Below are 24,602 nucleotides of genomic sequence, written 5' to 3'. Positions count from 1 at the left end.
AATGACGAAAATCGGCGTACAGGCCATGATGCTGAAAGACAATTTTGCGGCGGTGGGGCCGTTCGAGACCCTGCGCCAGGTGAGCGAGATCGGGTACCACGCCGTCGAGATCTCGCAGATCCCGATGACCGCCGAGAACGTGGCCGAGCTGCAGCGTGCGCGCACCGAGCTCGGCATGGACATCGCCGCCCTCTCTGCGCCGCTCACCGGCATGCCCGGCATGCCAGGCGAGTCACTCTCAAGCGACTTCGACAAGATCGTCGACGACGCGAAGGCGCTCGGCTCGACGATGGTCCGGATGGGCATGCTGCCGTTCGACGCGATGGCCTCGCTCGACAAGGTGCTTGAGTTCGCCGACAACAGCAATGAGATGGCCGCTCGCCTGCAGGTGCAGGGCATCGGTTTGTACTACCACAACCATCACATCGAGTTCGCGAAGTACGACGGGCGCTACCTGCTCGACATCATCGCCGACCGGGCGCCGCTGATGGGCCTCGAGGTCGACGTGCACTGGGTGCAGCGCGGCGGGCTCGACCCGGTGAAGACCCTCGCGAAGTACAACGAGCGCGTCGCCATGGTGCACCTCAAGGACTACCGCATCGGCCAGATTCCGGCCGAGGCGTTCGGGCTCCTGACCCAAGGCGACTTCCCCGGCTTCATGAACGCGTTCACCGGCGTCGTGCAGTTCGCCGAGGTGGGCGAGGGCAACCTCGACTTCACCGCCATCATCGAGCAGAGCCAGGCCATCGGCGCCCAGTACCTGCTCGTCGAGCAGGACGAGCAGTACGGCCGCACGCCGCTCGAGTGTCTGCAGACCTCCTACGACAATCTGGTGGCCCTCGGCTACGCGCACCTCTTCTAGGCGGCATCCGCTTCTCGGGGCAGCGCCAAAGACAGGACGAGAGCCGGGCGGAGCCGCCTGAGGGTGGTCACCCTGCTCTCGTCCTGTTTTTTTGCAGGGCGCCCGGGGTGGGTGGATGCGGCGCTAGGGCTGCGCTTGCGCGATCCGGCCGATCAGCTCGGTGGCGTGCCGCACGGCCACGTCAATCGGCGGGGCGCCGGCGCCGAGCTGTTGCTGCTGCTGCACGGCGAACCGCAGCACGCCGAGGGCCAGCGAGACGAGCATCCTGGCCTCGTCGACCAGGTCGGGCGTCTCGGCTTCCGACCGCCCGTTCGCGGCGAAGCGGGCGAGCACGAGGTCGATCAGGAGCTGCTCCTGGGCGGCGACCCACTCCATCCACTTGTCGCCGAGCTCCGGCGAGCCGCGGAACAACCGCATGCGCTCCTCGAGCCAGCTGCCCCCGTCTGCCCCGCCCAGCAGGGCGTTCGCCATGCGCTGGGCGAGCGAGCCCAGCACGTCGTCCGAGCTCTCGGCGAGGAAGGTCTCGGCATCGGCATCCGAGATCGCCGCCGGGATGAGCCCCTTGGCGAGCCCCTCTTTCGACCCGAAGTAGTTGAAGAAGGTGCGCGGCGAGACCATGCTCGCCGCGCAGATCATGTCGACGGTCACGTTGTCGTAGCCGTGCTCGAGCGCGAGGTCGATGGCGGCCTGCTCGATGGCCGCCCGCGTGGCCGCGCGTTTGCGGGCGCGCAGCCCCTCCGGGATGCCGGCCTGTGACTCACGGTTCTCGTCGGTCATGATTCCTTCTTAGCGCAGAGCCGGCCCGAACGAGCCGGCTCTGCCTCACTACTCGTAGCGCAGCGCGTCAATCGGGTTCTGCTTGGCCGCGCGCCGTGCCGGAAGCGTTCCGGCCAGGAACGCGATCAGCATGACGATGCCGATGATGGTGGCGATGGATGCCGGCGTGAACAGCATGATCGTCAGGCCGGGCAGCCCGGAGAGCACGGTGGCCGACAGCGCACTGCTGATGCCGGTGCCGACCGCGATCGCCACGACGGCGCCCAGGGCCGAGCCGAGGAAGCCGATGAAGATCGCCTCGAAGCTGAACAGGGCGAAGATCTTGCCCGCGCCCATGCCCATGGCCTTCATCAGGCCGATCTCGCGGGTGCGCTCCTGCACGCTCATCAGCAGGGTGTTGATGATGCCGAAGCCGGCCGCGATGAGGGCGATCACGGCGAAGGCGTTCAGCACGCCGATGATGCCGTTGATGACGTCCTGGATGGCGCCGATCTGGTCGGTGACGGTCATGCCCTGGAAGCCGAGGGCGGAGAGCTCGGACTTGATGGTCTCCATCTGCGAGACGTCGCTGCCGTCGACGAAGGCGACCGCCATGACGTAGCCGGAGCTGACGGCGGCGGGCATGCCCGTCGACTTCAGTGCGTCGAGCGCGTCGCGCAGCTCGGCGTTCAGGCCGGCGCCGCCGCCGAACAGCGAGTCGTTCTGCACACCCTGCACCGTCGCCTCGACGGTGTGCTGGGTGCCCGTGTAGTCGGTGATGGCGATCGTGACCGTCTCGCCGATGGCGGATTCCACGTCGTCGAAGCCGATGCCCTCGACGTAGCTGGCCGGCAGCAGGATCTGGTTCTGGCCCGACCCCGACTCCAGCTGCTTGCCAGCTGCGAGGTCGATCGTGGCGATGCCGGCCATCGGGTTGACGCTGAGCTGGTACTTGCCGTTGTCGCCGAACTCGATGTAGTCGGGCGAGAGCATCACGGTCGGCTGCACGTCGTCGATGCCGTCGACGGCTCTGATCGCGGTGATGTCGTCGGCGCTCAGCAGCGACATCCCCGACGCCGTTGACTTGGCGTCTGGGTCGTAGGGCGCCGGACCGTCGGTGGGGGCCGAGCTGTCGACGGCCGCCGCGACGGTGAGCATGTTGTCGCCGCCGATGGAGGAGATCTGGGCGTCGATGTAGCTGGAGACGCCGGCGCCGATGGCGCTCGTGATCGCCAGCGTGAACGCACCGATGAAGATCGCGATGACGGTGAGCAGCGTGCGCACCTTGTTGCGGAAGGTGTTGGAGACGGCGGATTTCAGAACGTCGAGGGGGTTCATGCGTTGGCTCCTGCTGCCGAGTCGGTGCCGGTCGGTGCGACGGATGCCGCGGCATCCGGAACCGCTTCGAGGCCGTCCTTGATATAGAACTGGCGGTCGCAGCGGGCGGCCAGCTCGTGGTCGTGGGTGACGATGATGAGCGTGATGCCCTGCGTCTTGTTCAGCTCGAACAGGATGTCCTCGACGACGGCGCCGGTGGCGGAGTCGAGGTTTCCAGTCGGCTCGTCGGCGAAGATCACCGAGGGGTTGTTGACGAGGGCGCGGGCGATGACGGCGCGCTGCTTCTGACCACCGGAGAGGTTCGTCGCCTTGTTCTTGGCCTTGTCGGCCAGTTCCATCTGCTCGAGCACGGCCATGCCGCGGGCCTTGCGCTCGCGCGCGCCGACGCCGGCGATCATCAGCGGCAGCGTGACGTTGTCGAGCACGCTCGAGTTCGGGGTGAGGAAGAACTGCTGGAACACGAAGCCGAAGTCCTTGTTGCGCAGCTTGTTCAGCGCGCGCGGCTTGAGCTTCTTCGCGTCGGTACCACCGACGCTGATCGTGCCGCGGTCGGGCTCGTCGAGCAGCGCGAGCAGGTGCATCAGGGTCGACTTGCCCGATCCGCTCTTGCCGACGATGGCCACCGACTCTCCCCTGCGCACGTCGAGGCTGACGCCCTTCAACGCATCGAAGCGGCCGTCGCCGTGGCCGTAGGACTTGCCAATGTCCTGGGCTTGCAGAATCAGTTCAGTCATGGCGCCACGCTACATGCAGAAGCTGAATATATGCAGTGGCTGCATGTATATCAGGCGGCGCAGAACTGCCGTTTGCTCAGCATTTGTGGTGCGGCACGTCCACCGAACCGCGCCGTGATCAAAGCACTACCCTGACGGGGTGAATGACTCGACAGTGACCAATCCTTTCAGCTATCTCGATCGAAACGCGCGGTTGAACCCATCCGGGGTCTTCGTCGAAACCACCAACCAGACGGTGCGGAACTCCGAGGCGTTCGAGCTGGCAAAGAAGGTCGCCTACGAGTTCCGCCAGCTCGGCATGAAGCGCGGGGATCTGGTCGCCTTGGAACTCCCCGAAACGCTGAGCATGATCTTCACCGAGGCCGTGTTCCACGAGGCTGCCGCGAGCACGGTGCTGCCGCGTGGCTACAACTCCGACGGCGCGTTCCCGATCGACTGGATCTTCAGCAGCGCCGACCCGGCCCCGGCCCCGCAGGGAGGAGCGCAGGTCATCCGCGTCGATGAGACGTTCCTGCAGCGAGTGGAGCAGAACCCGTACGGCATCACGCCGCGCGAGTACGATTCGACGCAGAGCATCGGCCGCCTCATGTTCTCCAGCGGCACCACCGGTCACCCGAACGGGATCGCGTTCTCACTCGCACTGCTGGAGTCCTTGGCCGCCGATGCCCTGGCGACGTACATGTCCGGCGATCCGTTCCTCGTCTTCCTCCCGACAAGCACCGCCTTCGGGTACTTCGGCTTCTACATGAGCGTCAAGGACGACCGGCCATTCTGGTCCATCGAGGCCGGCGACCCGGCCGCGATCGTGGATCTCGCTGCGCGGAGCCGAGCGACCTCGTTGAAAGGTTCCCCGGCACAGATCGCCGCCTTCGTGGACGTGTTGGAGACCCGCGGGCAGACGGTCCCCGACGTCGAGACCGTGTACATCGCCGGCACGGTGATGCCGCCCGCGCTCGGCGCACGCATGCGGACTGCGGCGGAGGGCTGCGCGATCTACAACCTGTACGGTTCAACGGAAGCCACACTCGCTTCCACCCGCTACTACGATTCCGAGGACCCGTTCGACGCCGGCCATCTGTTCCCGGGTTCGCGGGTGCAGATCGTCGACGAGGACGACAACGAGCTTCCCGTCGGGGAGGTCGGACGGATCCGCCACCACAATCCCTACATGGTGCACGAGTATCTCGGCAATCCCGAGGCCTCACGTGCGGTTTTCAAGGGTGAGTGGTTCTACCCGGGCGATCTCGGCCTGATTCGTCCAGATGGCGGCCTCACATTGGCCGGCCGAGCCTCCGAGGTGTTGAACGCCGGAGGCGTGAAGATCGATCCCACCCAGCTGGATCTGTTCGCGGTGACCAATCCCCTCGTCATCGACGCAGCGAGCTTCGAGTACGAGACCAGATCTGGGGTCAACCAGATCGGGATCGCGCTCGTGACAGAGCCGCACCTCGACGTGCAGGCACTGATCCGTGACTTCGCCGCCCGGTTCGGCACCGCCGCCCCCCAGCTGCTGGCGCGTGTCGAGCAGATCCCCCGCAATGCCATGGGCAAGCCGATGCGGCGCACCCTCGCCGCGCAGCACCGGGAGGGCTGAGCCCGCGCAGGGGCCGCCCCGTGCGGCAATGACGAGAGCCGCCCGAATTGACTCGGGCGGCTCTCGTCATTGCGAGACGCTAGACCGTCTTGCGCGCGCGTCGTGCACGCACGGCGAGCAGCCCGGCGCCCAGGCCGATTGCGGCCAGCGCGAGCGATGCGGCGCTCGGGTCGATCACGGCACCGGTTTTCGCCAACGGCCCCTCGGTCTTCGGCGGAACCGGTGCGACGCTCGGCTTCGGGGTGGGAGTCGGCGTCGGCTTCACGACGGCGCTCCACTTCGCGTAGAACGTCGTCGACGCGCTCACCGGAGCCGTGAAGTCCGCCGGAACGGTCAGAGCGGCATCCGTGAACCAGCCGTCGAAGACGAACCCAGCTGCCGTCGGGTCGGCCGGCTTCGCAACCGTGCCACCCACCGCCACCGTCACCGGGGCAACGCTCGCGCCGTGACCGTTGCCGTTGAACGACACCGTCACGGTCGCCGGAGCGACCGCGCTCCACTTCGCGTAGAACGTCGTCGACGCGCTCACCGGAGCCGAGAAGTCCGCCGGAACCGTCAGTGCGGCATCTGTGAACCAGCCGTCGAAGACGAACCCGGCCGCCGTCGGGTCGGCCGGCTTCGTCGCGGTCCCACCCTTCGGGAACGTCTGCGGGGCGACGCCGGCACCGTGGCCGTTGCCATTGAACGACACCGTCACGGTCGCCGGAGCGACCGCGCTCCACTTCGCATAGAACGTCGTCACCGCCGTGATCGCCGTGGCGAAGTTCGCGGGCGTGGTGAGGGCGGCATCCGTGAACCAGCCGTCGAAGAGGTAGCCGGGCTCAGTCAGAACCGGAGGCGTGGCCGTGCCGCCCGGCACAACCGCCTGAGTGCTGTTGCTCCCACCGCGGCCGTTCGTGTCGAAGGTGACCGTCACCGGTGCAATCGCCGTCCACGACGCGTAGAACGTCGTCGATGCCGTCACCGGCAGAGTGAAGTCGACGGGCGTCGCCAACGTGGGATCCGTGTACCAGCCGTTGAACACGAATCCGGCCGCCATGGGGTCGCTCGGCTTCGCCGCGGTGCCGCCCTTGCGGAAGGTCTGCGGCGCGACACCGGCACCGTAACCGTTGCGGTCAAACGAAACCGTCACGTCTTCGATCGTCCAGCGGAGCACGACAAGTCCGCTGGCGCCGGTGCGGAGAGACGAGTCGACGGTCGACAGCCCGCCGCCGGCACCGCCGCCGCCGCTGTTCGGCGTCGCCGCAAGTAGGTCGATGACGCCGGCGCCCTCGACGGCGGACCCACCGCCGCACGTCGCCACGCCCACGGGTGTGCCGGGGAGCCCACTCGCGCCACCACCGCCGTAGCAACTGGTGTCGCCGCTGAACAGCGATCCTGCGCCGGCGATGCCAGAGACTATCTGGCCGGCGCCGCCGTTGTAGGAGTTGTCGGGGGCTGCGCCCGCACCGCCGCCGCCGCTAGCCGATCCGAGGTGTCCGTTGCCGCTTGCCCCTCCTCGGCCGGGGGACGAGGACGCGTCGGTGATTCCGTTCTGGCCGGCGGATGCAACGGTCGTGGTCGCCCCTTGGGCCACGTAACTCGGTTGGCCCGGGCCTCCGGCGTTGATCGTGACCGGCGCGGCCGGGTCGCTGTCGAAGCCGACCAGGGTCACCTGGCCGCCACCACCGGCACCGCCCGCACCGTACCCCGGTGTGGTCACAGCTCCCGAGCCGCCTCCGGCCACGAGCAGAGCCTCCAGCTTTCCCATCTCGGCGGTGGGACTGAACGTGTGCGTGGCACCCGGTGCGAGTCGCAGCTCGCAGACATTGCCACTGGGATCCAGGAGCGTTCCCCCCGAGATGCACGCGATCGGGGCAGCATTCGCGGGCGACACCGCCCCAAACAGCGACGTGAACCCAATGGCGGCCGCTGTCGCCACAAACGCGGTCGTCTTTGTTGCCGCTGCCTTCATGAATCTCTTCCTCGAGGGTGCCGTGGTCCCTCCATGCGCTCATCACAAGGGACGCTCGAGGGTCTTCGCCGATTTCGGCAGAACATGCAGATACTAGGGGAGAATCGTGGACGAGGTCCTGAACTTTCAGCCATCACGCGCACGCGTCCCCAGCTTTGGGGGTATGCGGGGCGGACAGAGATCGAGGCTACGGCAGCTCGGGCTCGGGCAGGTCCATTTCGACCGCACCGATCAGCGAGTCCTGCAGGAAGGCGGCCCAGTCGTAGACGCCGCGCTGCAGCTCGCGCAGCTGGGCGAGCTCCTCCGACGCGGCCGCCGCGGCATCCGACAGAGAGCCGTCATCGGCGACCCCGATCGAGTCGGCCAGCACGAGGCGCAGGTCGGTGAGGAAGGTCAGCCAGGCCAGCAGCGTCTCGGGGTCGATCTCGATGTTGTGGCCGTAGCGCTCGTCGTCGATGCCGAGGGCGGATGCCGCCTCGACGGCCTCGCGCACGGTGGTGGCGGCGTCGATTTTGCGCTTCTGCAGCTCGGGGCGGGTGTAGCGGGCGAACTCGGCCGCCGCGCTCGCGTCGTCGTTGTAGGCGACGGGGAACAGCCGGGTCAGGCCGGGCGATGCCGGGTCGGATTCGCCGAGCAGCGTCTCGACCTGGCCGGCGAGTGACGCCAGCGCGTCGGCCTCGTCTCCGTCCAGTTGCAGCAGCACGGCGCGGGTGCCCCCGGAGGCCAACAGGTCGGTGCGGCTGGCGGCCGCCACGATCCGGCTCATGCGTCGGCCTTCGTCAGCGTGGCCTGCAGCCCGTAGCCGTGCAGCGCCTCGACGTGGCGCTCCATCTGCTCGCGGTTCCCACTGGCGACGGCCGCCTTGCCCTCGGTGTGCACCTGCAGCATGAGCTGCTCGGCCTTCTCCCGGCTGAAGCCGAAGTAGCTGCGGAACACGTAGCTCACGTAGCTCATCAGGTTCACCGGGTCATCCCAGACGAGCACAAGCCACGGCGTCGCGAAGCGCGCCGCCACATCGCTGACGGTGTCAGTTGATTCCAGCAGTTTCGACATCCCCTCCAGTCTCCCACTCTCCCCGCCCGCACGTCCCCTCCTCCCCCGCGCCGCCCCAAGTCCGTTGAGAGCGGTCAAATGGCCGCTTTTCCGCGCCCAAACCGGCCATTTGACCGCTCTCAACGGAAGTGGAGGGGGTGATGGGAGGCGGGGCGGATGACGGCCCGAGACGCGCGGCGCGCGCTGGCACGCGGCCGATTGCTAGCGTCGAAGGGTGAGTGAACGCGTGGATGTTGCGGTTGTCGGACTCGGAGCGATGGGGGCCAACGCCCTGTGGCGGCTGGCCGAGCGCGGGGTGAGGGTGGTCGGCTTCGAGCAGTTCCCGGTCGCGCACCCGCTCGGCTCCTCACACGGCGTCACCCGGCTGTTCCGCGAGGCCTGCTTGGAGCACCCCGACCTGACCCCGATCGCGCAGCTCTCCAAGCGACTGTTCCGCGAACTGGAGGAGCTGAGCGGCCAGGAGCTGCTGCGCATCACCGGCGGCGTGATGCTGGGCGCCCCGGACTCCGACGTGATCGCGGGCACGCGGGCCGCCGCATCCGCCCACGGTCTGCAGCTGCAGGAACTCGGCCCCGACGAGCTGGCCGCGCGGTTCCCGCTGCTGGCCACCCTGGAGCCCACGGATGTCGCGCTGCTCGACCCGGGCGCGGGCGTTGCGTTCCCCGAGCCGACGATCCGGGCCGCCGTCGACCGGGCCAGCGCGCTCGGCGCGACGGTGCTCGAGAACACCCGCGTGCTGGCGATCGAGCCCGGCGACGACGGGGTCACGATCCGCACCGCGAGCGGGCAGTGGGAGGCCGACCGGGTGATCCTCGCGCAGGGAGCCTGGCTGGCGGCCGAGCTGCCGTGGGTCACACTGGAGCCGATCCGCACCCCGATGACCTGGTTCGAACCGGCCGAGGGCGCGCCCGCCGCGGGCTTCGGCCTGGACCACCTGCCCGTGTTCGTTCGCCAGCTGAGCGAGAGCGAGGTGCTCTGGGGGCACGGCTCGGTGGGCGCAGCGGCGGGGCCGGAGAAGGGCGCGCTGCTGAAGGCGGGCATCGGCGACATCTGGCAGGAGCGGGTGCGCATCGACCCCGACGCGCTCGACCGCGGCGTGACGCCGGCCGACTGGCGGCAGGTCGCCGAGCTGCTCGGCCGGGCCGTGCCCGGCATCGACCCGCTGCCGGCCCGCGTCGACCCGTGCATGGTGACGGTCTCGCCGGACGACCAGTTCGTGGTGGGGCGCTCGCCCCGGCATCCGCGGGTCATCGTCGGAGGCGGCGACAGCGGCCACGCCTTCAAACACGCGCCGGCGCTCGGCGAGATCCTGGCCCGCTTCGCCCTCGACGAGCCGCAAATCGTCGATGTGGCCTTCATCGATCCGGCCCGCTTCGCCTGACCGCAGAGTCCGTTGAGAGCGGTCAAATGGCCGCTTTTCGGCGCCCAAAGCGGCCATTTGACCGCTCTCAACGGACTTGAAGGGCGGGAGCGGCGGAAGGGGCGGGAGCGGGCGGCGGCCGCGTCAGCCGGCGTAGGCGCGGGCGGTGCGGCCCCGCAGCAGGGTGGCCAGCTCGTAGCTGATGGTGCCGAGCTCGTCTGCCCAGCCCTGCAGCGTGCCGTCGAGCGCGCTCGGCCCGAGGAGTGTCGCGGTCTCGCCCGCCTGGATGCCGTCGGGGTTGTCGCCGAGGTCGACCAGGAACTGGTCCATGCAGATGCGGCCGACCGCCGGGTAGCGGCGCCCGCCGATCCGCACCGAGAAGCGCCCGGAGAGCGCCCGCGGCAGGCCGTCGGCGTAGCCCATCGGCACGAGCGCCACCGTGCCGGCGCGCTCGGCCGTCCAGGCGTGCCCGTAGGAGACGCCGTCCCCCGCGCCGATGCGTTTGGTGAGCGCGATCCGCGCACCGAGTGAGAGCGCCGGGCGCAGGCCGAGGTCGCCGAGCTGCGGGATCGGCGACAGGCCGTAACTCGCGATGCCGGCGCGCACCAGGTCGAAGGCGAGGTCTGGCCGGGTCAGCGCGGCCGCCGAGTTGGCCAGGTGGTTCGCGGTCGGGGCGAGCCCGAGGCGCCGGGCGAGCGCCACGCCCTGCCGGAACCGGGCCGCCTGCTCGTCGATGAGCGGATGGAGCGGCTCGTCCGCGCGGGCGAGATGCGAGAACAGGCCATGCACCCGCAACCCGCCCTCCCGCTCGGCCGCGGCGAGCTCGCGCATGATGGGCGCCCACTGCTCGGCCTGGGCGCCATTGCGGGCCAGCCCGGTGTCGAGCTTGAGGTCGACCCGTACCGGGCGGCCCAGCGTCGCGGCGATCGCGCGCACGGCCCTGGCCTGCGCCAGCGAGGAGACGCCGAGGGCGATGTCGGCCTCGAGCGCCGCACGGAACTGCGCATCGGAGGCGTGCAGCCAGGCGAGGATCGGGGCGCGAATGCCGGCCCGACGCAGCGCGAGCGCCTCATCGATCGTCGCCACCCCGACCTCGCGGGCGCCGGCCTGCAGCGCGGCACGGGCGCACTCCGCGGCGCCGTGGCCATAGCCGTCGGCCTTCACTACCACCATCACCGCCGCTCCCCCGGCGCGCTGGCGCAGCAGCGCCACGTTGTGGCGGATCGCCGCGAGGTCGATCGTCGCCACGACGGCGGGCTCCGCCGCCCCGCTCATCGCAGCGGGTTGAAGGGGGCGATCTGCGGGGCCACGACACCGGTCATCATCTGCTGGGCCAGCAGCTTGCCGGTGGCCGGGCCGAGCACGATGCCCCACATGCCGTGCCCGCCGGCCGCGTAGATGCCGGGGGTCGCGGTCGCCCCGATGAGCGGCAGGCCGTCCGGGGTCACCGGGCGGGAGCCGACCCACTCATCCTGCCGGTCGTCGAGGTCCATGTTCGTGAACAGCGGGCGCACCGAGTTGACGATGTCGTCAATGCGGCGGGGGCGCAGCGGCTCGTCGGGCCGGCGGAACTCCATGGTGCCGGCGATGCGCAGACGGCCGTGGAACGGGGTGCAGGCCACACGCCGGTTCGGGAAGTAGATGGGATACTCGGCCGGCTGATCGGTCGCAACGCTGAACGAGTAGCCGCGGCCCGCCTGCACCAGGGTGCGCACGCCATGCTCGCGGGCGAGCCCCGGCAACCAGGCCCCGTTGGCGATCACGGCGGCGTCGGCGTCCACCGCGCTTCCGTCCTTGAGCTCTGCGACGACCCCGTTGCCGCGGCGCGCCACCCGGATGACGGTCGCGTTGGTGTCGATGATGCCGCCGCGCTCGCGCACCGACTGAGCGAGCGCCTCGACGAAGTCGCCGGGCGCCATGAATCGCTGCCCGCCGAGGGCGAGCACCGTCTCGACGGCGTCGGTGAGCTGCGGCACAAGCTGCCTCGGGTTCTCCACGGTCGAGAGCGGCACCGACTGCCCGGCCCGCGCGACCAGCTCCATTTCGTGCCGGAAGTGCTTGCTCTGCGCCTCCTTCTCGAAGCCGATGATGAACGGCTTCTCATGCGTCTCTGCCTTGACGCCGCCGGCGACGAGCTCGTCGAACGACTCGAGCGCGAGCAGGTCGATCCCGGTCAGTGCGTCCATGGTCTGGGTCCACGCCTTGTTGGTCGCCCTGGCGATGAAACGTGTCAGGAACGACCACAGCGCCGGGTCGACGCGCGGCGGAATCGACAGGGGCGCGGAGGGGTCGAGCATGGCGCGCGGCCCGTACGTCCAGAGGCTGGGGTCGGACAGCGGCATCGCCATGCCGGGCGCCAGCCAGCCCGCGTTCCCCCACGAGGCCCCGGCCGCGACGCCCTGCCGGTCGAGCACGGTCACCGCGACGCCGTGCTCCTGCAGGTGCCACGCGGTGGCGAGGCCGACCATTCCGGCGCCGACGATGACGACTCGACTCGGGGCGGGCGAATTCACGGGCACGACAACTCCATTCCACGCCGTCCGCGTTGACGGCTGTGGCTGCAATCTTGTCCACTTATTCAGTTTCGGGCCTTTCGTTCCGCACTATTGGCGGAATAGCATCCCAAGAATGACCAATAATTCGGATTCAGCGGCGCACGCGGCAGCGGAAGCAAACTTTGTTCGCCTCGACGAGGTCGACCAGGTCATCTTGCGCTGCCTGCAACACGACGCGCGGATGCCGAACACGGCCATCGCCGAGGCGGCCGGCATCGCCCCGTCGACCTGCCTGGCCCGCATCCGCGTGTTGCGGGAGCGCGGCGTCATCCGCGGCTTCCACGCCGACATCGACCCCGCCGCCCTCGGCCGCGGCCTGCAGGCGCTGATCTCGGTGCGGCTGCACTCGCACGCCCGCCCGCAGCTCAATGCGTTCTCGCAGTACCTCACCTCGCTCGGCGCCGTCGAGGGCGTGTTCTTCGTCACCGGCGACCGCGACTTCCTGGTGCACGTCGCGGTGCGCGATTCCGAGGCGCTGCGCACCCTCGTGGCCGACACGCTCAGCGTGCGCCCCGAGGTGGCCGGAACCAGCACCAGCGTGATCTTCGAGTACCGGGCGTCCCGCCGCTGAGCCCGGCGCCCGCCCCCGCCCCACCCCGCCCCGCTCCCGCCCCGCCCAGAGTCCGTTGAGAGCGGTCAAATGGCCACTTTTCGGGCCCCAAAGTGACCATTTGACCGCTCTCAACGGAATTGGGGGGCGCTACTCGCCGACCGAGCTGCCCACCGGGCGCACGAGCGCGTACTCGGCGATGACCGCGCGGATCGCGTCGGTCGCGGCCGCGTCGAGGCCGCCGTCGCCGGTCACCGCCACCCAGCCGTCGAGCACGACGTCGCCGTAGTTGTGGCCGTGGCTGGCCGGCACGGATTCGCCCATCAGCATGTCGACAACGACCTGCAGAGCAGTGACGACGGGAATCCACTGCATGTTCGGGCTGACGTCGGCGGCGCGCTGGCCGGGCTTCAGCCAGTCCGGCTCGGCCCAGAGCAGCTCCGGTCCGAGCCACGTGACGGGGTCGGTGGCGTGCTGCAGGTAGGCGACCCGCGGCTCGCTCCACGGGCCGGCCAGCTTGTCGAAGTCGCCGGGGTGCGACATCCAGCGCACCTCGGCGCCGGCATCCAGCACCGGCTGCCAGGCTGGGCTGCCGGGCTCCCGCGCCGCCTGCAGCTCACGCCACAGCGGGGTGCCGTTCGGGCTTCCGACGAACAGGGCGCCGTCGGTGAGGGCGCGCACCTCGGCGAGGTCGGCGAAGGTCGACTGGCTGCCGTGGGCGCCGAGGCTCAGGCCGTAGCTGATGAGCTTCGGGCGCTCGGATGCCGGGTGCGTCAGCCATTCGGCCCGCACCGCGTCGAAGAGCACGCGGGCGGCATCGACGGGTGCGTCGGGCTCGAACACGAAGGACACCCAGCTCGGCGTGTAGGCGTACTGCATCGACACGATCGCGGTGTCGCCACCGTGCAGGTACTCGATCGAGTCGGTCGTCTGCGGTTCCAGCCAACCCGACCCGGTGGCCGTGGCGACCACGAGCACCTCGCGGTCGAAGGCGCCTGTGCGCACGAGTTCCTCGACGGCGAGCGCCGCCCGCTCCTCCGCCGTGTCGGCTGTGCGCAGTGAGGCGTAGACGCGGATGGGTTCGAGCGCCGCTTGGCCGGTGACCTCGGCGATGTCATCCGCCGTCGGTCCCCCGCCGAGGAAGGCGGTGCCGTGCCGGCCGAGCGTCTGCCAGTCCATCGGGGAATCCGCGCCGGCCGAGTGGAACTCACTCGTCGGCTCCGCCACCCAGTGCGCCGGGGCGGCGTTGCGCGCCTCGTAGACGCCGTCGATGACGCCCATCACGACGGCGCCCAGCGTGAAGGCGCCGAGCCCGACGAGCAGGGCGGTGCCGAGCGTGGCGATCAGCGGGCCGACGAGCCTGCCGAGGCCCCGGAACAGGCCGCGAATGCCGCGGCCGACGGCGAGGCAGAGCACGGCGGTGGGCAGCGCGCCGAGGTAGAACGCGGCGATCGCGAAACCGTCGATCGGCGGCATCTCGACGAGCGCGCGCACCTCGTTCTGCCAGGTCACGGCCATCACCGCGAACCAGCTGCCCGCGGCGAGCGCGACCACGGCGAAGGCGAGCCAGGCCCAGCGGATGACGGCAGCGCTCGGCCGCCAGGTCGTCGCCCGGCGAAGCAGCGGGCGCAGCAGGGCGACGAGGAGGGCCCCGGCGGCGTAGCCGACGGCGAAGCTGAGGCCGGCGATCACGCCCTGCAGCAGTGCGGGCCGCGGCAGCAGCGACGGAGTGAGCGAGAGTGCGGCCAGCAGGAGGCCGAGCACGAGGCCGCCGGCATCCAGGTGCCACCAGGTGCGTCCATCAAACAGGCGGAAGCGGCTCACTGCTCTGCCGCCGTGCCGACGAACCGAAGGCCCCCGGGCGATATCCGCATCATCTGGCCTTGCCGTTTCATCCTCGCACTCACGCGCCGATCCTCCCACAGTGCGCGGTCCATGCTGCACAGGGGTCGCCGGGCGACCCCGGGAGCTGCCGCCCGGTCGGATGCCCTCTGGCATACTGAGGGGGTGCGGAACCCTCGAGCGTCTCGCGCCCTGCGCGGCGCCGTCGCTGCGGCATTCTCGACCTTCGTCGCCCTGCTCTCGCACCTCGCCGGCGGCGGCGAGACGCCCGGCGCCTGGGGCATCATCACGCCGCTGGTGCTCTCGACGCTGCTCTGTGTGTTCCTGAGCGGGCAGCGGTTGAGCCTGCCCCGGCTGAGCGCAAGCGTCGCGATCAGCCAGCTCTTGTTCCACGCCCTGTTCGTGCTCGGCACCACCACGGCAGCAGCGGCGCAGTTGAGCGCCCACGCCGGCCACGCCGGCTCAGCCGCCGACCAGCTTCTGGCAGCGCCCGGCATGGTCGGGGCGCAGGCCGCCGGTGTCGAACATCTGCACGGCGGGATGTGGCTCGCGCACGCGGCGGCCGCCCTGCTGACGATCGCGGCCCTGCACCGCGGCGAGACGGTGCTGGTCGGCCTCGCCCAATTCGCCGGGTTCGTCATCGCCCGGGTCACCCCCACCGTCGCCGTGCCGCTCGGCCCGGTCGCGCCGAGCGCGCACCCCAGCGCGGTCGGCGCAGGGCCCTGGCTCCAGCAGGTTCTGCTTTCTCTCGGCTATTTCCCCTCCACCACGTTGCGGCGTGGACCGCCCGCCGGAGCGTGCTCGGCGTAGACCACGCAGCGGCCGCCTGGCCGCTGGTGCTGCCCGCGCACGCTCACCGCGTACCGCATCGGCCGGCTTGGCCGCGCGGTTTCTGGTGACACCGCCGCGCCCGCGCGGTGGTTCCCCTGGGGAGGATCACACATGTCCGCTGTTTCCACGCAGCACCGCCCGGCACGGATCCGGGCCGCCTTGATCGCCGTGCTGGCTGCGGCGATGCTGTTCGCCGGGGTCAGCCCGGCATACGCGCACGACCAGCTGCTCTCGAGCAGTCCGGGCACGGACGAGCGGCTCACCACGGCACCGACCGAGGTCACCGTGGAGTTCACCGACGAGATCATGGATCTCGGCACCGTGCTGCTCCTCAGCGATGCCGCCGGAACCACGTGGGAGCTCGACGAGCCCGCGCTGGACGGCGCCCGCGTCGTGGCCTCGGTCGCGGCCACCCTGCCCGACGGCGGCTACACGCTCGCCTGGCGGGTCGTCTCGGCCGACGGCCACCCGATCAGCGGCGTCATCCCGTTCACGGTGGGCGACACGGCGGCCGCGAGCCCGGCCGACGACACTGCCGACGACCCGGCGAGTGACGCTGCGGGCGACGGGGCGAACGTTGCGACGCCCGACGCGCAGGATGCGGAGGTCGCGGGTGCCCAGAGCGGGATGCCGCCACTGCTGCGCACCCTGCTGCTCGGCGCCGGCGGTGCCGCGCTGGCGCTTGCGCTTGCGTGGGCGTTCACGGTCTGGCGCCGCCGCGCGCGCGGCTAGCGCGCCCCTGCCCGACTGCGGCCGAGCATTTCACTCCCACCCGGGCGCCGCGGCATCCGCCGTCGCGCCCGCACCCGCCCGTGAGGTCACGGGCAGAACACTTCTCACATCTCAGAAAGGCAGTGCATTTTGCGCACTCACACCACCTCACGCACCACCACGGCCCTCACCCTCTCCGCGGCGGCCCTCCTCCTCCTGGCCGGCTGCAGCACCGCCACCGCCCCGCCCGCCGCACCCGATGCGTCGAGCCAGACCGCAACCATGGCCGAGCAGGCCGCCGGCGTCGCCATGACCGACGCCTGGATCAAGGCCAGCGAGTCGGGCATGACGGGCGCGTTCGGCGTGCTCAGCAACTCCGGCACCGAGGACGTCACGCTGAGCTCGGTCACCAGCGCCGCCGCCGACTCGGTAGAGCTGCACGAGACGCTCGCCTCCGAATCCGGCGAAATGCTGATGAGCAAGAAAGAGGGCGGTTTCACGATTCCGGCCGGCGGCACCCTGCTCCTCGAGCCCGGCGCCAACCACATCATGTTGATGGGGCTGCTCACCCCGGTCACCGCCGGCGCCGAGGTCGAGTTCACGCTCGTGTTCGCCGACGGCTCGACGCTGGACTTCACCGCTCCGGCGAAGGACTACTCGGGCGCGAACGAGAACTACTCCGGCGACGAGCACGCGGGCACGGATGCCGGCCACCGCGACGCCCACACGGAATCGGCACCGTGACACAGCACGATGAAACGCCCCGGGGCGGCGACACCGCCGCCCCCGGGCGCCCGCGCGGGCTGACCCGGCGGCGGCTGCTCTTCGGCGGGGCTGTCGCCGGGGTCGGCGCCGCCGCGGCGATCGGCGCCGACCTCGCCTTCGGCCGCCCGGGGCAGGGCGCGGGGCAGCCGCCTGCGGCATCCGACCCCCTGACCCCACCCCCCGCTGAGCGTTTACACGGCGGCGACACCGTGCCGTTCCACGGCCGCCATCAGGCCGGAATCGCCACCGAGCCACAGGCGCACGCGACGTTCCTCGGCCTCACCCTGCACGAGCAGAGCGACCGGGCGGCACTCGGCCGGCTGATGCGCCTGCTCAGCGACGATGCCGCCCGCCTGACCCAGGGTGTGCCGGCACTGGCCGACTCCGAGCCGGAGCTCGGCCTGCTGCCGGCCCGACTCACGGTGACGTTCGGTTTCGGGCCACGCTTCGTGGAGCGGGCTGGCGGCGCGGCCCCGGCCGGAGTGGGCCCGCTGCCGGCCTTCGGCATCGACCGCCTCGAGCAGGCCTGGAGCGGCGGCGACCTGCTCATCCAGGTGGCCTCGGATGACGCATTCACCCTCGCCCATGCCACCCGGATGCTGCTGAAGGACACCCGCAGCTTCGCCTCACTGGCCTGGAGTCAGACCGGGTTCCGCCGGGCACGCGCCTCGGAGGCATCCGGCACCACCATGCGCAACCTGTTCGGCCAGGTTGACGGCACCGTCAACCTCGAACCGGGCACGGCGGACTTCGACCGGCTGGTCTGGCGCGCCGGTGATGCGGGCGACGCCTGGCTGGCCGACGGGACCACTCTCGTGCTGCGCCGCATCGCGATGAACCTGGACACGTGGGACCAGCTCGACCGCGGTGGGCGCGAGCAGTCGATGGGCCGTTTCCTCGCCAACGGAGCGCCGCTCACGGGAGCCGAGGAGCACGACGAGCCGGATTTCGAGGCGCTGACCCCGATCGGGTTCCCCGTGATCCCGGAGTTCTCGCACATGGCCAGGGCCCGCCCCGTGCACCCCGACGAGCGCCTGCACCGCCGTGCCTACAACTACGACACGGCCCCGACGGGCGGCTCGGTCTCCAACGCCGGGCTGCTGTTCGCCTCGTTCCAGGCAGACGTTGATGCACAGTTCGTGCCGATCCAGCAACGGCTGGACGAGCTGGATCTGCTGAACGAGTGGACGACGCCGATCGGCTCGGCCGTGTTCGCGATCCCACCCGGCTGCGCGCCCGGCGGATTCATCGGCGAGACGCTGCTGGCCTAGCGGGCAGCGCCGCGGCGTCGCGTGCTACTGTGTGGTCAGACCACAGTGGTCTGACCACACAGTAGCCCGACTCACCGCAGAGGATTCCCATGCCGCTTCAGCCACGCGCCTGGGAGATCGTGCTGCGCCACATCGAGCGCGAGCTGCTCGACGGCAAGCTGCGGCCGGGCGATCACCTGCCGCCCGAGCGCGCCCTCGCCACCGAGCTCGGCGTCGGCCGCTCCAGCGTGCGCGAGGCCGTGCGCGTGCTTGAGGGCTTCGGCCTGATCCGCACCCAGACCGGCAGCGGCCCGAGCGCGGGCGCCATCATCATTGCCACCCCGCAGGGCGGTATGTCCGCGCTGATGCGCCTGCAGGTCGCCGCCCAAGGGTTCCCCGTCGCCGACATCGTGCAGACCCGGCTGCTGCTCGAGACGCAGATCGTCGCCGGGCTCGCGGATGCCGGCAGCCCACTCGACCCCGTTTCGCTCGGCGCCGCCGAACGCCTGCTCGCGGCCATGGATGTCGACACGCTCACCCCCGCCGAGTTCCTCGCCCTCGACGCGCAGTTCCACGTCGCGCTGGCCGAGGCATCCGGCAACCAGGTCGTCACAGCCATGATGGCCGGGCTGCGTGAGGCGGTCGAGAGCTATGCCCTGGCCGGGCTGCCCGCCGTCACCGACTGGGCCACCACCCTGCGCCGGCTCCGCACCGAACACCACGGCATCGTCGAGGCCATCACTGCTCGGGATGCCACAGCCGCCAGCACTCGCATCCACGCCCACATCACGGGCTACTACACCGAAACACACCCTCAGGAGACGCCGCCATGGTGAAACGCCAGTTCCCGAACCCGATCGAGCTCGCCGAGCTGATGAAGTTCAAGAAGCCCACGATGAACCCGACCAACCGCCGGCTGGAGAAGGCGCTGACAATCAGCGACCTGCGCGACATCGCCAAGCGCCGCACACCGACGGCGCCGTTCGACTACACCGAGGGGTCGGCCGAGGGCGAGATCTCGCTGAAGCGTGCCCGTCAGGCGTTCGAGGATGTCGAGTTCCACCCGTCGATCCTGCGCAACGTGCCCGTTGTCGACACCACCACGACGGTGCTCGGTGGCCCGAGCGCCATGCCGTTCGGCATCGCGCCCACCGGTTTCACCCGCATGATGCAGACCGAGGGCGAGACGGCCGGTGCCGGCGCGGCCGGAGCGGCCGGCATCCCGTTCACCCTGTCGACCCTCGGCACCACCTCGATCGAGGACGTCAAGGCAGCCAACCCGAACGGCCGCAACTGGTTCCAGCTCTACGTGATGAAGGACCGCGAGGTCTCGTACAACCTGGTGCGCCGCGCGGCGGCCGCCGGCTTCGACACCCTGTTCTTCACGGTCGACACCCCCGTCGCCGGTGCCCGCCACCGCGACAAGCGCAACGGCTTCTCGATCCCGCCGCAGCTGACCCCCGGCACCGTCATCGACGCACTGCCGCGGCCGGCCTGGTGGATCAACTTCCTGACCACCCCCAAGCTCGAGTTCGCATCGCTCTCCTCCACCGGCGGCACCGTCGGTGAGCTGCTGAACGACGCGATGGACCCGTCGATCTCGTTCGAGGATCTCGCGATCATTCGCTCGATGTGGCCGGGCAAGCTCGTCGTCAAGGGCGTGCAGACCGTCGAGGACGCCAAGAAGCTCGCCGACCTCGGCGTCGATGGCGTCGTGCTGTCCAACCACGGCGGGCGCCAGCTCGACCGCGCGCCGATCCCGTTCCACCTGCTGCCAGCCGTGGCCCGCGAGATCGGCTCGGACATGGAGGTGCAGATCGACACCGGCATCATGAACGGTGCCGACATCGTGGCATCCATCGCCCTCGGCGCCGACTTCACACTCATCGGCCGCGCCTACCTCTACGGTCTGATGGCCGGTGGCCGCCGGGGCGTCGACAAGACGATCGAGATCCTGCGCACCGAGATCGAGCGCACCATGAAGCTGCTCGAGGTGGCTACGCTGGCCGAGCTCGGCCCGCAGCACGTCACCCAGCTGACCCGCCTGGCCCCGATCCCCCGTGCCGTTGCGGATGCCGCAGAGGCCGTCGCCGAGTCGAAGCCCCGTACGGTGCGCACCCCGCGCGCGGCCGCTCCGAAGGCGGCTCCGAAGGCGGCTCCGAAGGCGGCTCCGGCGAAGGTTGCTGCCGTCAAGGCGGCACCGAAGGCAACCGCGGCGAAAGCGGCTCCGGCCAAGACCGCCGCGGCGAAGACGGCCGCCCCCAAGACGGCCGCAGCGAAGAAGCCGGCAGCGGCGAAGACCGCGGCCGCCACGAAGCCCGCCGCCGAGTAGTCGGGCGCGCCTCCCCGGGAGGCAATAGTGAGGAAGGGAGGCCAGATTCCGAGAATCTGGCCTCCCTTCCTCGCTTTCGCCTCCGCACCGGCTGTTGGCTTCGGTCGCTGGCGCTCCCTCGAGCCAACGTGAGAATGTGCACGAGTTGGCTTCGGTCGCTAGCGCTCCCTCGAGCCAACGGGAGATGCACGGGCTCGCCCAGCGCCCACGGGACGATGCACGCTGGCTAAAGGGGGCCGCGCCGCGACGAAGGAGCAGCGCAGCCCCCGAAGCCCCGGAGCCAACCGGACACGGCAGCCCGCGACATCCGCGCGCGGCGGTTGGCTTCGGTCGCTGGCGCTCCCTCGAGCCAACGGGAGAATGCGCACGAGTCGGCTTCGGTCGCTGGCGCTCCCTCGAGCCAACGGGAGAATGTGCACGAGTCGGCTTCGGTCGCTGGCGCTCCCTCGAGCCAACGGGAGATGCGCGCCGCGGCATCCACGTCGACGAGGCGGCGGGCTACTCCGCGGGGGCCTCGGCCTCCGCCGGGCCGGGTACCGTGCCGACACCCCAGCCATAGGCGAGCTTGTGCGCCTCGAGCACGAAGAACGACTCGGTCGAGACGACCCCGTCGATCGCCTGCATCTGGTCGTTGACGACCTCGGTGAAGTGCTCGATGTCGCGGCAGATGACCTCAGCCATCACGTCGAACTGGCCGGTGGTCAGGATCACATAGCTGGTCTCGGGCAGCGCGGCGAGCGCGGTGCAGACCGTGCGGGCCTTGCCCGGCGCCGTGCGGATGCCGATCATCGCCAACCGGTCGAAGCCGATCGCGAGCGGGTTGGCGATGCCGACGACCTGCAGGATGCCAAGCTCCTCGAGCCTGCGCGTGCGGTAACGCACGGAGGACGCCGGGATGCCGAGCTCCTCGGCGATCTGGTTGAACGGGCGGCGACCATCCCCCTGCAGGGCAGTGATGATCTGGCGGTCGATGTCGTCCATGCTCACCGGTTGACTCATGGCTCCCACGCTAGCGGCATCGCCCCGCCCGTGATTACGAGTCAAAGCCGAGCCCCAGCGCATCCATCAGGCGCAGCCAGAGGTTGCGCTTTCCCGTCGCATCCTCACGCGCCATCGACCATCGGGTCAGCTGCACGCCGATGTAGCGCACCGGCTCCGGCGGGAACGGGATCGATGGCCGTTTGATCATTGCCAGCTCTGTGCGCTCGGTGCGGCGCCCGGCCAGCAGGTCGAGCATGACCCGGCCGGCGAAGTGCGTGGCCGAGACCCCCAGCCCGGTGAAGCCGAGCGCATAGGCGACGCGTCCGCGCTTGGCCACACCGGCGGTGAGGCAGAAGCGGGTCGAGGAGTCGACAATGCCGCCCCACTGGTGGGTGAACGTCACGTGGGCCAGCTGCGGGTACGTCTCGTGGAACTGCGCCGCGAGCTTGTCGAACGTCTCCTGGCGCTGGGTGAGCTCTTCGCCACGGGCCGAGCCGTAGTGGTAGATCGCGTCATAGCCGCCCCAGAGAATGCGGTTGTCGGCCGTCTTGCGGTAGTAGTGGAACTGGTTTCCCGCATCGGTGAGACCGTAGTCGCCCGTCCACCCGATCGCGGCGAGATCGGCATCCGTCAGCGGCTCTGTGACGATCGCGTAGTCGTAGACGGGGATGGTGCGCAGCGAGAGTCGGCGCAGCAGCGGCTGGAACGCGTTCGTCGCGAGGGCGACCTTGTGCGCATGCACCTCGCCGCCGGCGGTGCGCGCGATGACGGCGCCGCGGCCCCGAGCGTCGAGGGCGTCGACGGGCGAGCCCTCGAAGATCTGCACCCCGAGCTCCAGGCAGACCCGACGCAGCCCCAGCACCAGTTTGTAGGGGTTGATGAGCGCGTAGTTCGGGGAGTGCATGCCACCGATGTAGGCGTCGGATGTCGTCCAGTTGGCCACCTCGGCGGCCGGAATGTAGTGGGCCGGTTCGCCGTGCGCCGTGCTCGCGGCGGCCGCCGCCTGCAGCCCGGCCGCCTCCCATGCGGTGCGGGCGAACGCCACCTTGCCGCTCAGCGTGAAGTCGGCGTCGATGCCGTAGCGGCCGACCGCGGCCTCGATCTCCTGGAGGTTCTCGGCGCCGATGCGCACCAGCTGGTCGATCTCGTCCGGCCAGCGCTCCAGCCCGTTCGCCAGCCCGTGGGTGAGGCTCGGCGAGCAGAAGCCGCCGTTCCGGCCGCTCGCGGCGTGGCCGACGCTGCCGGATTCCAGCAGCACGACTCGCGCCGATGGGTCCTCCTCCTTCGCCAGGATCGCCGTCCAGAGGCCCGTGTAACCGCCGCCGACAACAAGCAGATCGGCATCGCAGCGGCCGCTGAGCGCCGGCAGCCGTTCCGGTTCCTCCGCCGTGTCGATCCAGAACGGCGTGGCCGCCGCTGCGGTGAGAGCCGAGGCGCGTGTGCTCACAGACATGCATATTCCCTTGCTTGTGGGGTGCAAAACCCGGTGTTCCAGGGCGCGCGAGGGCAGCGTGGAACACCGGGTCTCGATGGTGCGGGGTGGAGCAGCAGATTCCAACGAGCGGATTCGGTCACCGGTTGAGGTGGATGACTCCCGTGCGCAGGTCGCTCATGTCGAGCAGCGTGTGCTTGCCGCCGATGCGACCCCAGCCGGTTCCCTTGCCGCCGGCGCCGCCGAACGGCATGTTGATGTCCCAGAAGCCGTTGCTGTCGTTCACGATGACCTGGCCGGTCTCGATCTCCTCGACGAAGCGGTAGGCCTTCGAGAGGTCGTTCGTGAAGACAGCGGACTGCAGTCCCAGCTTGTCGGCGTTCGCAATGCGCAGCAGCTCGTCGTCAGAGGAGCCGGTGATGACGGGCACGACGGGGCCGAAAGACTCCTCGACGCTGAGCAGGCTGTCCTCGCTGACACCATCGACGATGGTGAACTCGTAGTACAGGTCGGTCTGGAATCCGGCGCGGCGGCCGCCGCCGGCGAGCACGTCGAAGCCGCGGGCACGGGCATCCGCCATGTGCCGGTCCATCTTGGCTGCGACGCCCTCGTTGTTCAGCGGGCCCAGGTTGGTGGCGGCGTCGAAGGGGTTGCCGAGGGTGACGCCGTCGACGGTCTTCAGCAGCTCTTCCACGAACGCGTCGTGCACGTTCGCGTGCACCAGCACGCGCTCGGTTGCACAGCAGACCTGGCCGGCGCAGAAGTAGGCGCCGTCGGCGGCCGCCTGCGCTGCGCGCTGCAGGTCGGCGTCTTCGAGGACGATCAGCGGTCCGTTGCCGGAGAGCTCCATGATCGAGCGCTTGAGGCCGGATATCGCGTTGATCTTCTCGCCGGTCGCCGAGGAGCCGATGAAGCCGATGGCGTCGATGCCCGGGTGGGTGACGAGCTTGGTGCCGAAGTCGCCCTCGCCGGGGAGCACGTTGATGAGGCCCTTGGGCAAGCCGGCGGCCTCGAAGGCCTCGAGCACGGCGAGCACGGTGAGCGAGGTGTGTGTCGGCGGCTTCAGCACGTGCGAGTTGCCGGTGGCCAGGCCCGGGGCGACGAACTCGGCCATCATCAGCACGGGGAAGTTCCACGGCGTGATGATCGCCCAGGTGCCGACCGGCTTGTAGAAGGTCCACATGCGCTTGTTCGTGTCGTTGGACGGGAATGTCTCGCCGTGCAGGCGTACGGCATCTTCGGCGTGCAGGTGGAACAGCGCCGCCGCCTCCTTGATATCGGCGAGCGACTCGGCCAGGGGCTTGCCCTGCTCCAGCGTCTGCAGCCGGGCGAGCTCGTCGGCGCGCTTCAGGATCTCATCGCCGATGCGGTGGCAGACAGCGGCGCGCTGCCAGACGCCGACCTGGCGCCACTCCCGCTGTGCATCGCGGGCGGCGGTGACGGCACGGTCGAGGTCGGCCTGGCTCGGCACCGGCAGGGTCGCGATGCGCTCCCCGTTCACCGGGCTGATCACGTCGACCGAGGTTCCGGACGTGCCGTCGGTGAACTGGCCGTCGATGTAGAGCTGCTGCCTCGGGGGTGTCGGCATTGAATTCACGAATGACCTCTCTCTCGGCTCCGGAGCGCCATTGCTTCGAAGTGGGCCGGCACCCTGTTGTGCCGTCATGTGGAAGTTCACATTAGCCGCTCGACCCCGGATGTC

At 70.0% G+C, this 24,602-nt stretch carries 21 protein-coding genes and 1 pseudogene; 10 read left to right on the top strand and 12 right to left on the bottom strand.

The genetic code is table 11. The features are described 5' to 3' along the window. Window position 1 precedes the first annotated feature (1 nt). Entirely contained in the window at window positions 2–862 is an 861-nt protein-coding gene (locus AWU67_RS15480; RefSeq protein WP_234407284.1) for a sugar phosphate isomerase/epimerase family protein, read from the top strand. Window positions 863–985: 123 nt separating this feature from the next. Here AWU67_RS15480 and AWU67_RS15475 read toward each other — a convergent pair whose 3' ends face one another. From AWU67_RS15475 to AWU67_RS15465, 3 genes are read right to left on the bottom strand one after another with little or no spacing between them, the layout of a single operon-like run. Next, window positions 986–1,639, bottom strand: a complete 654-nt coding sequence (locus AWU67_RS15475) for a TetR/AcrR family transcriptional regulator (RefSeq protein WP_067231127.1) — start codon at window positions 1,637–1,639, stop codon at window positions 986–988. Window positions 1,640–1,687: 48 nt separating this feature from the next. Further along, a complete protein-coding gene (locus AWU67_RS15470) occupies window positions 1,688–2,956 on the bottom strand; it encodes an ABC transporter permease (protein ID WP_067231123.1) in 1,269 nt (422 codons plus the stop codon). Further along, complete coding sequence (locus tag AWU67_RS15465; protein ID WP_067231119.1) at window positions 2,953–3,690, bottom strand: ABC transporter ATP-binding protein; 738 nt, start codon at window positions 3,688–3,690, stop codon at window positions 2,953–2,955. The genes AWU67_RS15470 and AWU67_RS15465 overlap by 4 nt, the downstream gene beginning before the upstream one ends. Before the next feature lie 139 nt (window positions 3,691–3,829). Between AWU67_RS15465 and AWU67_RS15460 the strand changes: the two genes are divergently transcribed. After that, a complete protein-coding gene (locus AWU67_RS15460) occupies window positions 3,830–5,284 on the top strand; it encodes a class I adenylate-forming enzyme family protein (RefSeq protein ID WP_129586745.1) in 1,455 nt (484 codons plus the stop codon). Between the two features lie 79 nt (window positions 5,285–5,363). Here the strand turns inward: AWU67_RS15460 and AWU67_RS15455 are convergent, their stop codons facing one another. The 3 genes from AWU67_RS15455 to clpS form a co-directional block, all read right to left on the bottom strand. Further along, complete coding sequence (locus tag AWU67_RS15455; protein WP_129586744.1) at window positions 5,364–6,986, bottom strand: InlB B-repeat-containing protein; 1,623 nt, start codon at window positions 6,984–6,986, stop codon at window positions 5,364–5,366. Between the two features lie 439 nt (window positions 6,987–7,425). Continuing rightward, window positions 7,426–8,004, bottom strand: a complete 579-nt coding sequence (locus tag AWU67_RS15450; RefSeq protein ID WP_067231109.1) for a DUF2017 family protein — start codon at window positions 8,002–8,004, stop codon at window positions 7,426–7,428. Continuing rightward, the gene (clpS, locus tag AWU67_RS15445) at window positions 8,001–8,291 is read right to left on the bottom strand and encodes an ATP-dependent Clp protease adapter ClpS (RefSeq protein WP_067231105.1); all 291 of its coding nucleotides are present in this window, start codon (window positions 8,289–8,291) and stop codon (window positions 8,001–8,003) included. Before clpS ends, AWU67_RS15450 begins: the two co-directional genes overlap by 4 nt. A gap of 214 nt (window positions 8,292–8,505) precedes the next feature. Here clpS and solA point away from each other — a divergent pair, with 214 nt between their 5' ends. Then, entirely contained in the window at window positions 8,506–9,672 is a 1,167-nt protein-coding gene (gene solA, locus AWU67_RS15440; RefSeq protein WP_129586743.1) for an N-methyl-L-tryptophan oxidase, read from the top strand. Between the two features lie 123 nt (window positions 9,673–9,795). Here the strand turns inward: solA and alr are convergent, their stop codons facing one another. Both alr and AWU67_RS15430 read right to left on the bottom strand, forming a co-directional pair. After that, complete coding sequence (gene alr, locus AWU67_RS15435) at window positions 9,796–10,926, bottom strand: alanine racemase (protein ID WP_082717065.1); 1,131 nt, start codon at window positions 10,924–10,926, stop codon at window positions 9,796–9,798. Further along, window positions 10,923–12,170, bottom strand: a complete 1,248-nt coding sequence (locus tag AWU67_RS15430; protein WP_199922307.1) for an NAD(P)/FAD-dependent oxidoreductase — start codon at window positions 12,168–12,170, stop codon at window positions 10,923–10,925. Before AWU67_RS15430 ends, alr begins: the two co-directional genes overlap by 4 nt. Before the next feature lie 109 nt (window positions 12,171–12,279). Between AWU67_RS15430 and AWU67_RS15425 the strand changes: the two genes are divergently transcribed. After that, window positions 12,280–12,777 (top strand): Lrp/AsnC family transcriptional regulator, encoded by a 498-nt coding sequence (locus tag AWU67_RS15425; protein ID WP_067231096.1) that lies wholly within the window; start codon window positions 12,280–12,282, stop codon window positions 12,775–12,777. Between the two features lie 129 nt (window positions 12,778–12,906). On the opposite strand, the gene AWU67_RS15420 is transcribed toward AWU67_RS15425, so the two are convergent. Then, window positions 12,907–14,580 (bottom strand): alpha/beta hydrolase, encoded by a 1,674-nt coding sequence (locus AWU67_RS15420; protein WP_067231092.1) that lies wholly within the window; start codon window positions 14,578–14,580, stop codon window positions 12,907–12,909. Between the two features lie 183 nt (window positions 14,581–14,763). Between AWU67_RS15420 and AWU67_RS15415 the strand changes: the two genes are divergently transcribed. The 6 genes and pseudogenes from AWU67_RS15415 to AWU67_RS15390 form a co-directional block, all read left to right on the top strand. Continuing rightward, entirely contained in the window at window positions 14,764–15,408 is a 645-nt protein-coding gene (locus AWU67_RS15415) for a hypothetical protein (protein WP_067231088.1), read from the top strand. 132 nt (window positions 15,409–15,540) lie between these two features. Beyond that, window positions 15,541–16,161, top strand: coding sequence for a copper resistance CopC family protein (locus tag AWU67_RS15410; protein WP_082717063.1), 621 nt, complete (start codon window positions 15,541–15,543; stop codon window positions 16,159–16,161). Between the two features lie 129 nt (window positions 16,162–16,290). Continuing rightward, on the top strand, window positions 16,291–16,884 hold the full coding sequence (locus AWU67_RS15405) for a copper chaperone PCu(A)C (RefSeq protein ID WP_067231085.1): 594 nt from the start codon (window positions 16,291–16,293) through the stop codon (window positions 16,882–16,884). Next, on the top strand, window positions 16,881–18,176 hold the full coding sequence (locus AWU67_RS15400) for a Dyp-type peroxidase (RefSeq protein WP_067231081.1): 1,296 nt from the start codon (window positions 16,881–16,883) through the stop codon (window positions 18,174–18,176). Before AWU67_RS15405 ends, AWU67_RS15400 begins: the two co-directional genes overlap by 4 nt. Before the next feature lie 89 nt (window positions 18,177–18,265). After that, window positions 18,266–18,991, top strand: coding sequence for a FadR/GntR family transcriptional regulator (locus AWU67_RS15395; protein WP_067231077.1), 726 nt, complete (start codon window positions 18,266–18,268; stop codon window positions 18,989–18,991). Continuing rightward, window positions 18,985–20,226, top strand: a pseudogene (locus tag AWU67_RS15390) (alpha-hydroxy acid oxidase); the annotation flags it as partial. The gene AWU67_RS15395 and the pseudogene AWU67_RS15390, both read left to right, overlap by 7 nt. Before the next feature lie 759 nt (window positions 20,227–20,985). On the opposite strand, the gene AWU67_RS15385 reads toward AWU67_RS15390, so the two are convergent. The 3 genes from AWU67_RS15385 to AWU67_RS15375 all read right to left on the bottom strand — a co-directional run bounded on the left by AWU67_RS15385 (window position 20,986) and on the right by AWU67_RS15375 (window position 24,488). Beyond that, window positions 20,986–21,486: an Lrp/AsnC family transcriptional regulator gene (locus tag AWU67_RS15385; RefSeq protein ID WP_067231074.1), complete on the bottom strand. Its 501-nt coding sequence runs from the start codon at window positions 21,484–21,486 to the stop codon at window positions 20,986–20,988. Window positions 21,487–21,520: 34 nt separating this feature from the next. Next, the gene (locus tag AWU67_RS15380; protein WP_067231070.1) at window positions 21,521–22,921 is read right to left on the bottom strand and encodes an NAD(P)/FAD-dependent oxidoreductase; all 1,401 of its coding nucleotides are present in this window, start codon (window positions 22,919–22,921) and stop codon (window positions 21,521–21,523) included. A 118-nt stretch (window positions 22,922–23,039) separates the two neighbouring features. Then, window positions 23,040–24,488, bottom strand: a complete 1,449-nt coding sequence (locus AWU67_RS15375; RefSeq protein ID WP_067231066.1) for an aldehyde dehydrogenase family protein — start codon at window positions 24,486–24,488, stop codon at window positions 23,040–23,042. Window positions 24,489–24,602 lie beyond the last annotated feature (114 nt).

Source organism: Microterricola viridarii, assembly GCF_001542775.1.
In the GTDB taxonomy this organism is placed as follows: Bacteria; Actinomycetota; Actinomycetes; order Actinomycetales; family Microbacteriaceae; genus Microterricola; species Microterricola viridarii_A.
Note: the sequence above shows the minus strand (reverse complement) of the source record. Positions and strands in the feature narration are given on the sequence as shown.

Bases quoted from the DNA above. Each gene is read 5' to 3' on its own strand.
- AWU67_RS15395 (WP_067231077.1), top strand. From the start codon at position 18,266: ATGCCGCTTCAGCCACGCGCCTGGGAGATCGTGCTGCGCCACATCGAG.
- AWU67_RS15380 (WP_067231070.1), bottom strand. From the start codon at position 22,921: ATGTCTGTGAGCACACGCGCCTCGGCTCTCACCGCAGCGGCGGCCACG.
- AWU67_RS15375 (WP_067231066.1), bottom strand. From the start codon at position 24,488: ATGCCGACACCCCCGAGGCAGCAGCTCTACATCGACGGCCAGTTCACC.
- AWU67_RS15480 (WP_234407284.1), top strand. From the start codon at position 2: ATGACGAAAATCGGCGTACAGGCCATGATGCTGAAAGACAATTTTGCG.
- alr (WP_082717065.1), bottom strand. From the start codon at position 10,926: ATGAGCGGGGCGGCGGAGCCCGCCGTCGTGGCGACGATCGACCTCGCG.
- AWU67_RS15450 (WP_067231109.1), bottom strand. From the start codon at position 8,004: ATGAGCCGGATCGTGGCGGCCGCCAGCCGCACCGACCTGTTGGCCTCC.
- AWU67_RS15425 (WP_067231096.1), top strand. From the start codon at position 12,280: ATGACCAATAATTCGGATTCAGCGGCGCACGCGGCAGCGGAAGCAAAC.
- AWU67_RS15470 (WP_067231123.1), bottom strand. From the start codon at position 2,956: ATGAACCCCCTCGACGTTCTGAAATCCGCCGTCTCCAACACCTTCCGC.
- AWU67_RS15465 (WP_067231119.1), bottom strand. From the start codon at position 3,690: ATGACTGAACTGATTCTGCAAGCCCAGGACATTGGCAAGTCCTACGGC.
- AWU67_RS15410 (WP_082717063.1), top strand. From the start codon at position 15,541: ATGTCCGCTGTTTCCACGCAGCACCGCCCGGCACGGATCCGGGCCGCC.
- clpS (WP_067231105.1), bottom strand. From the start codon at position 8,291: ATGTCGAAACTGCTGGAATCAACTGACACCGTCAGCGATGTGGCGGCG.
- AWU67_RS15385 (WP_067231074.1), bottom strand. From the start codon at position 21,486: ATGAGTCAACCGGTGAGCATGGACGACATCGACCGCCAGATCATCACT.
- AWU67_RS15475 (WP_067231127.1), bottom strand. From the start codon at position 1,639: ATGACCGACGAGAACCGTGAGTCACAGGCCGGCATCCCGGAGGGGCTG.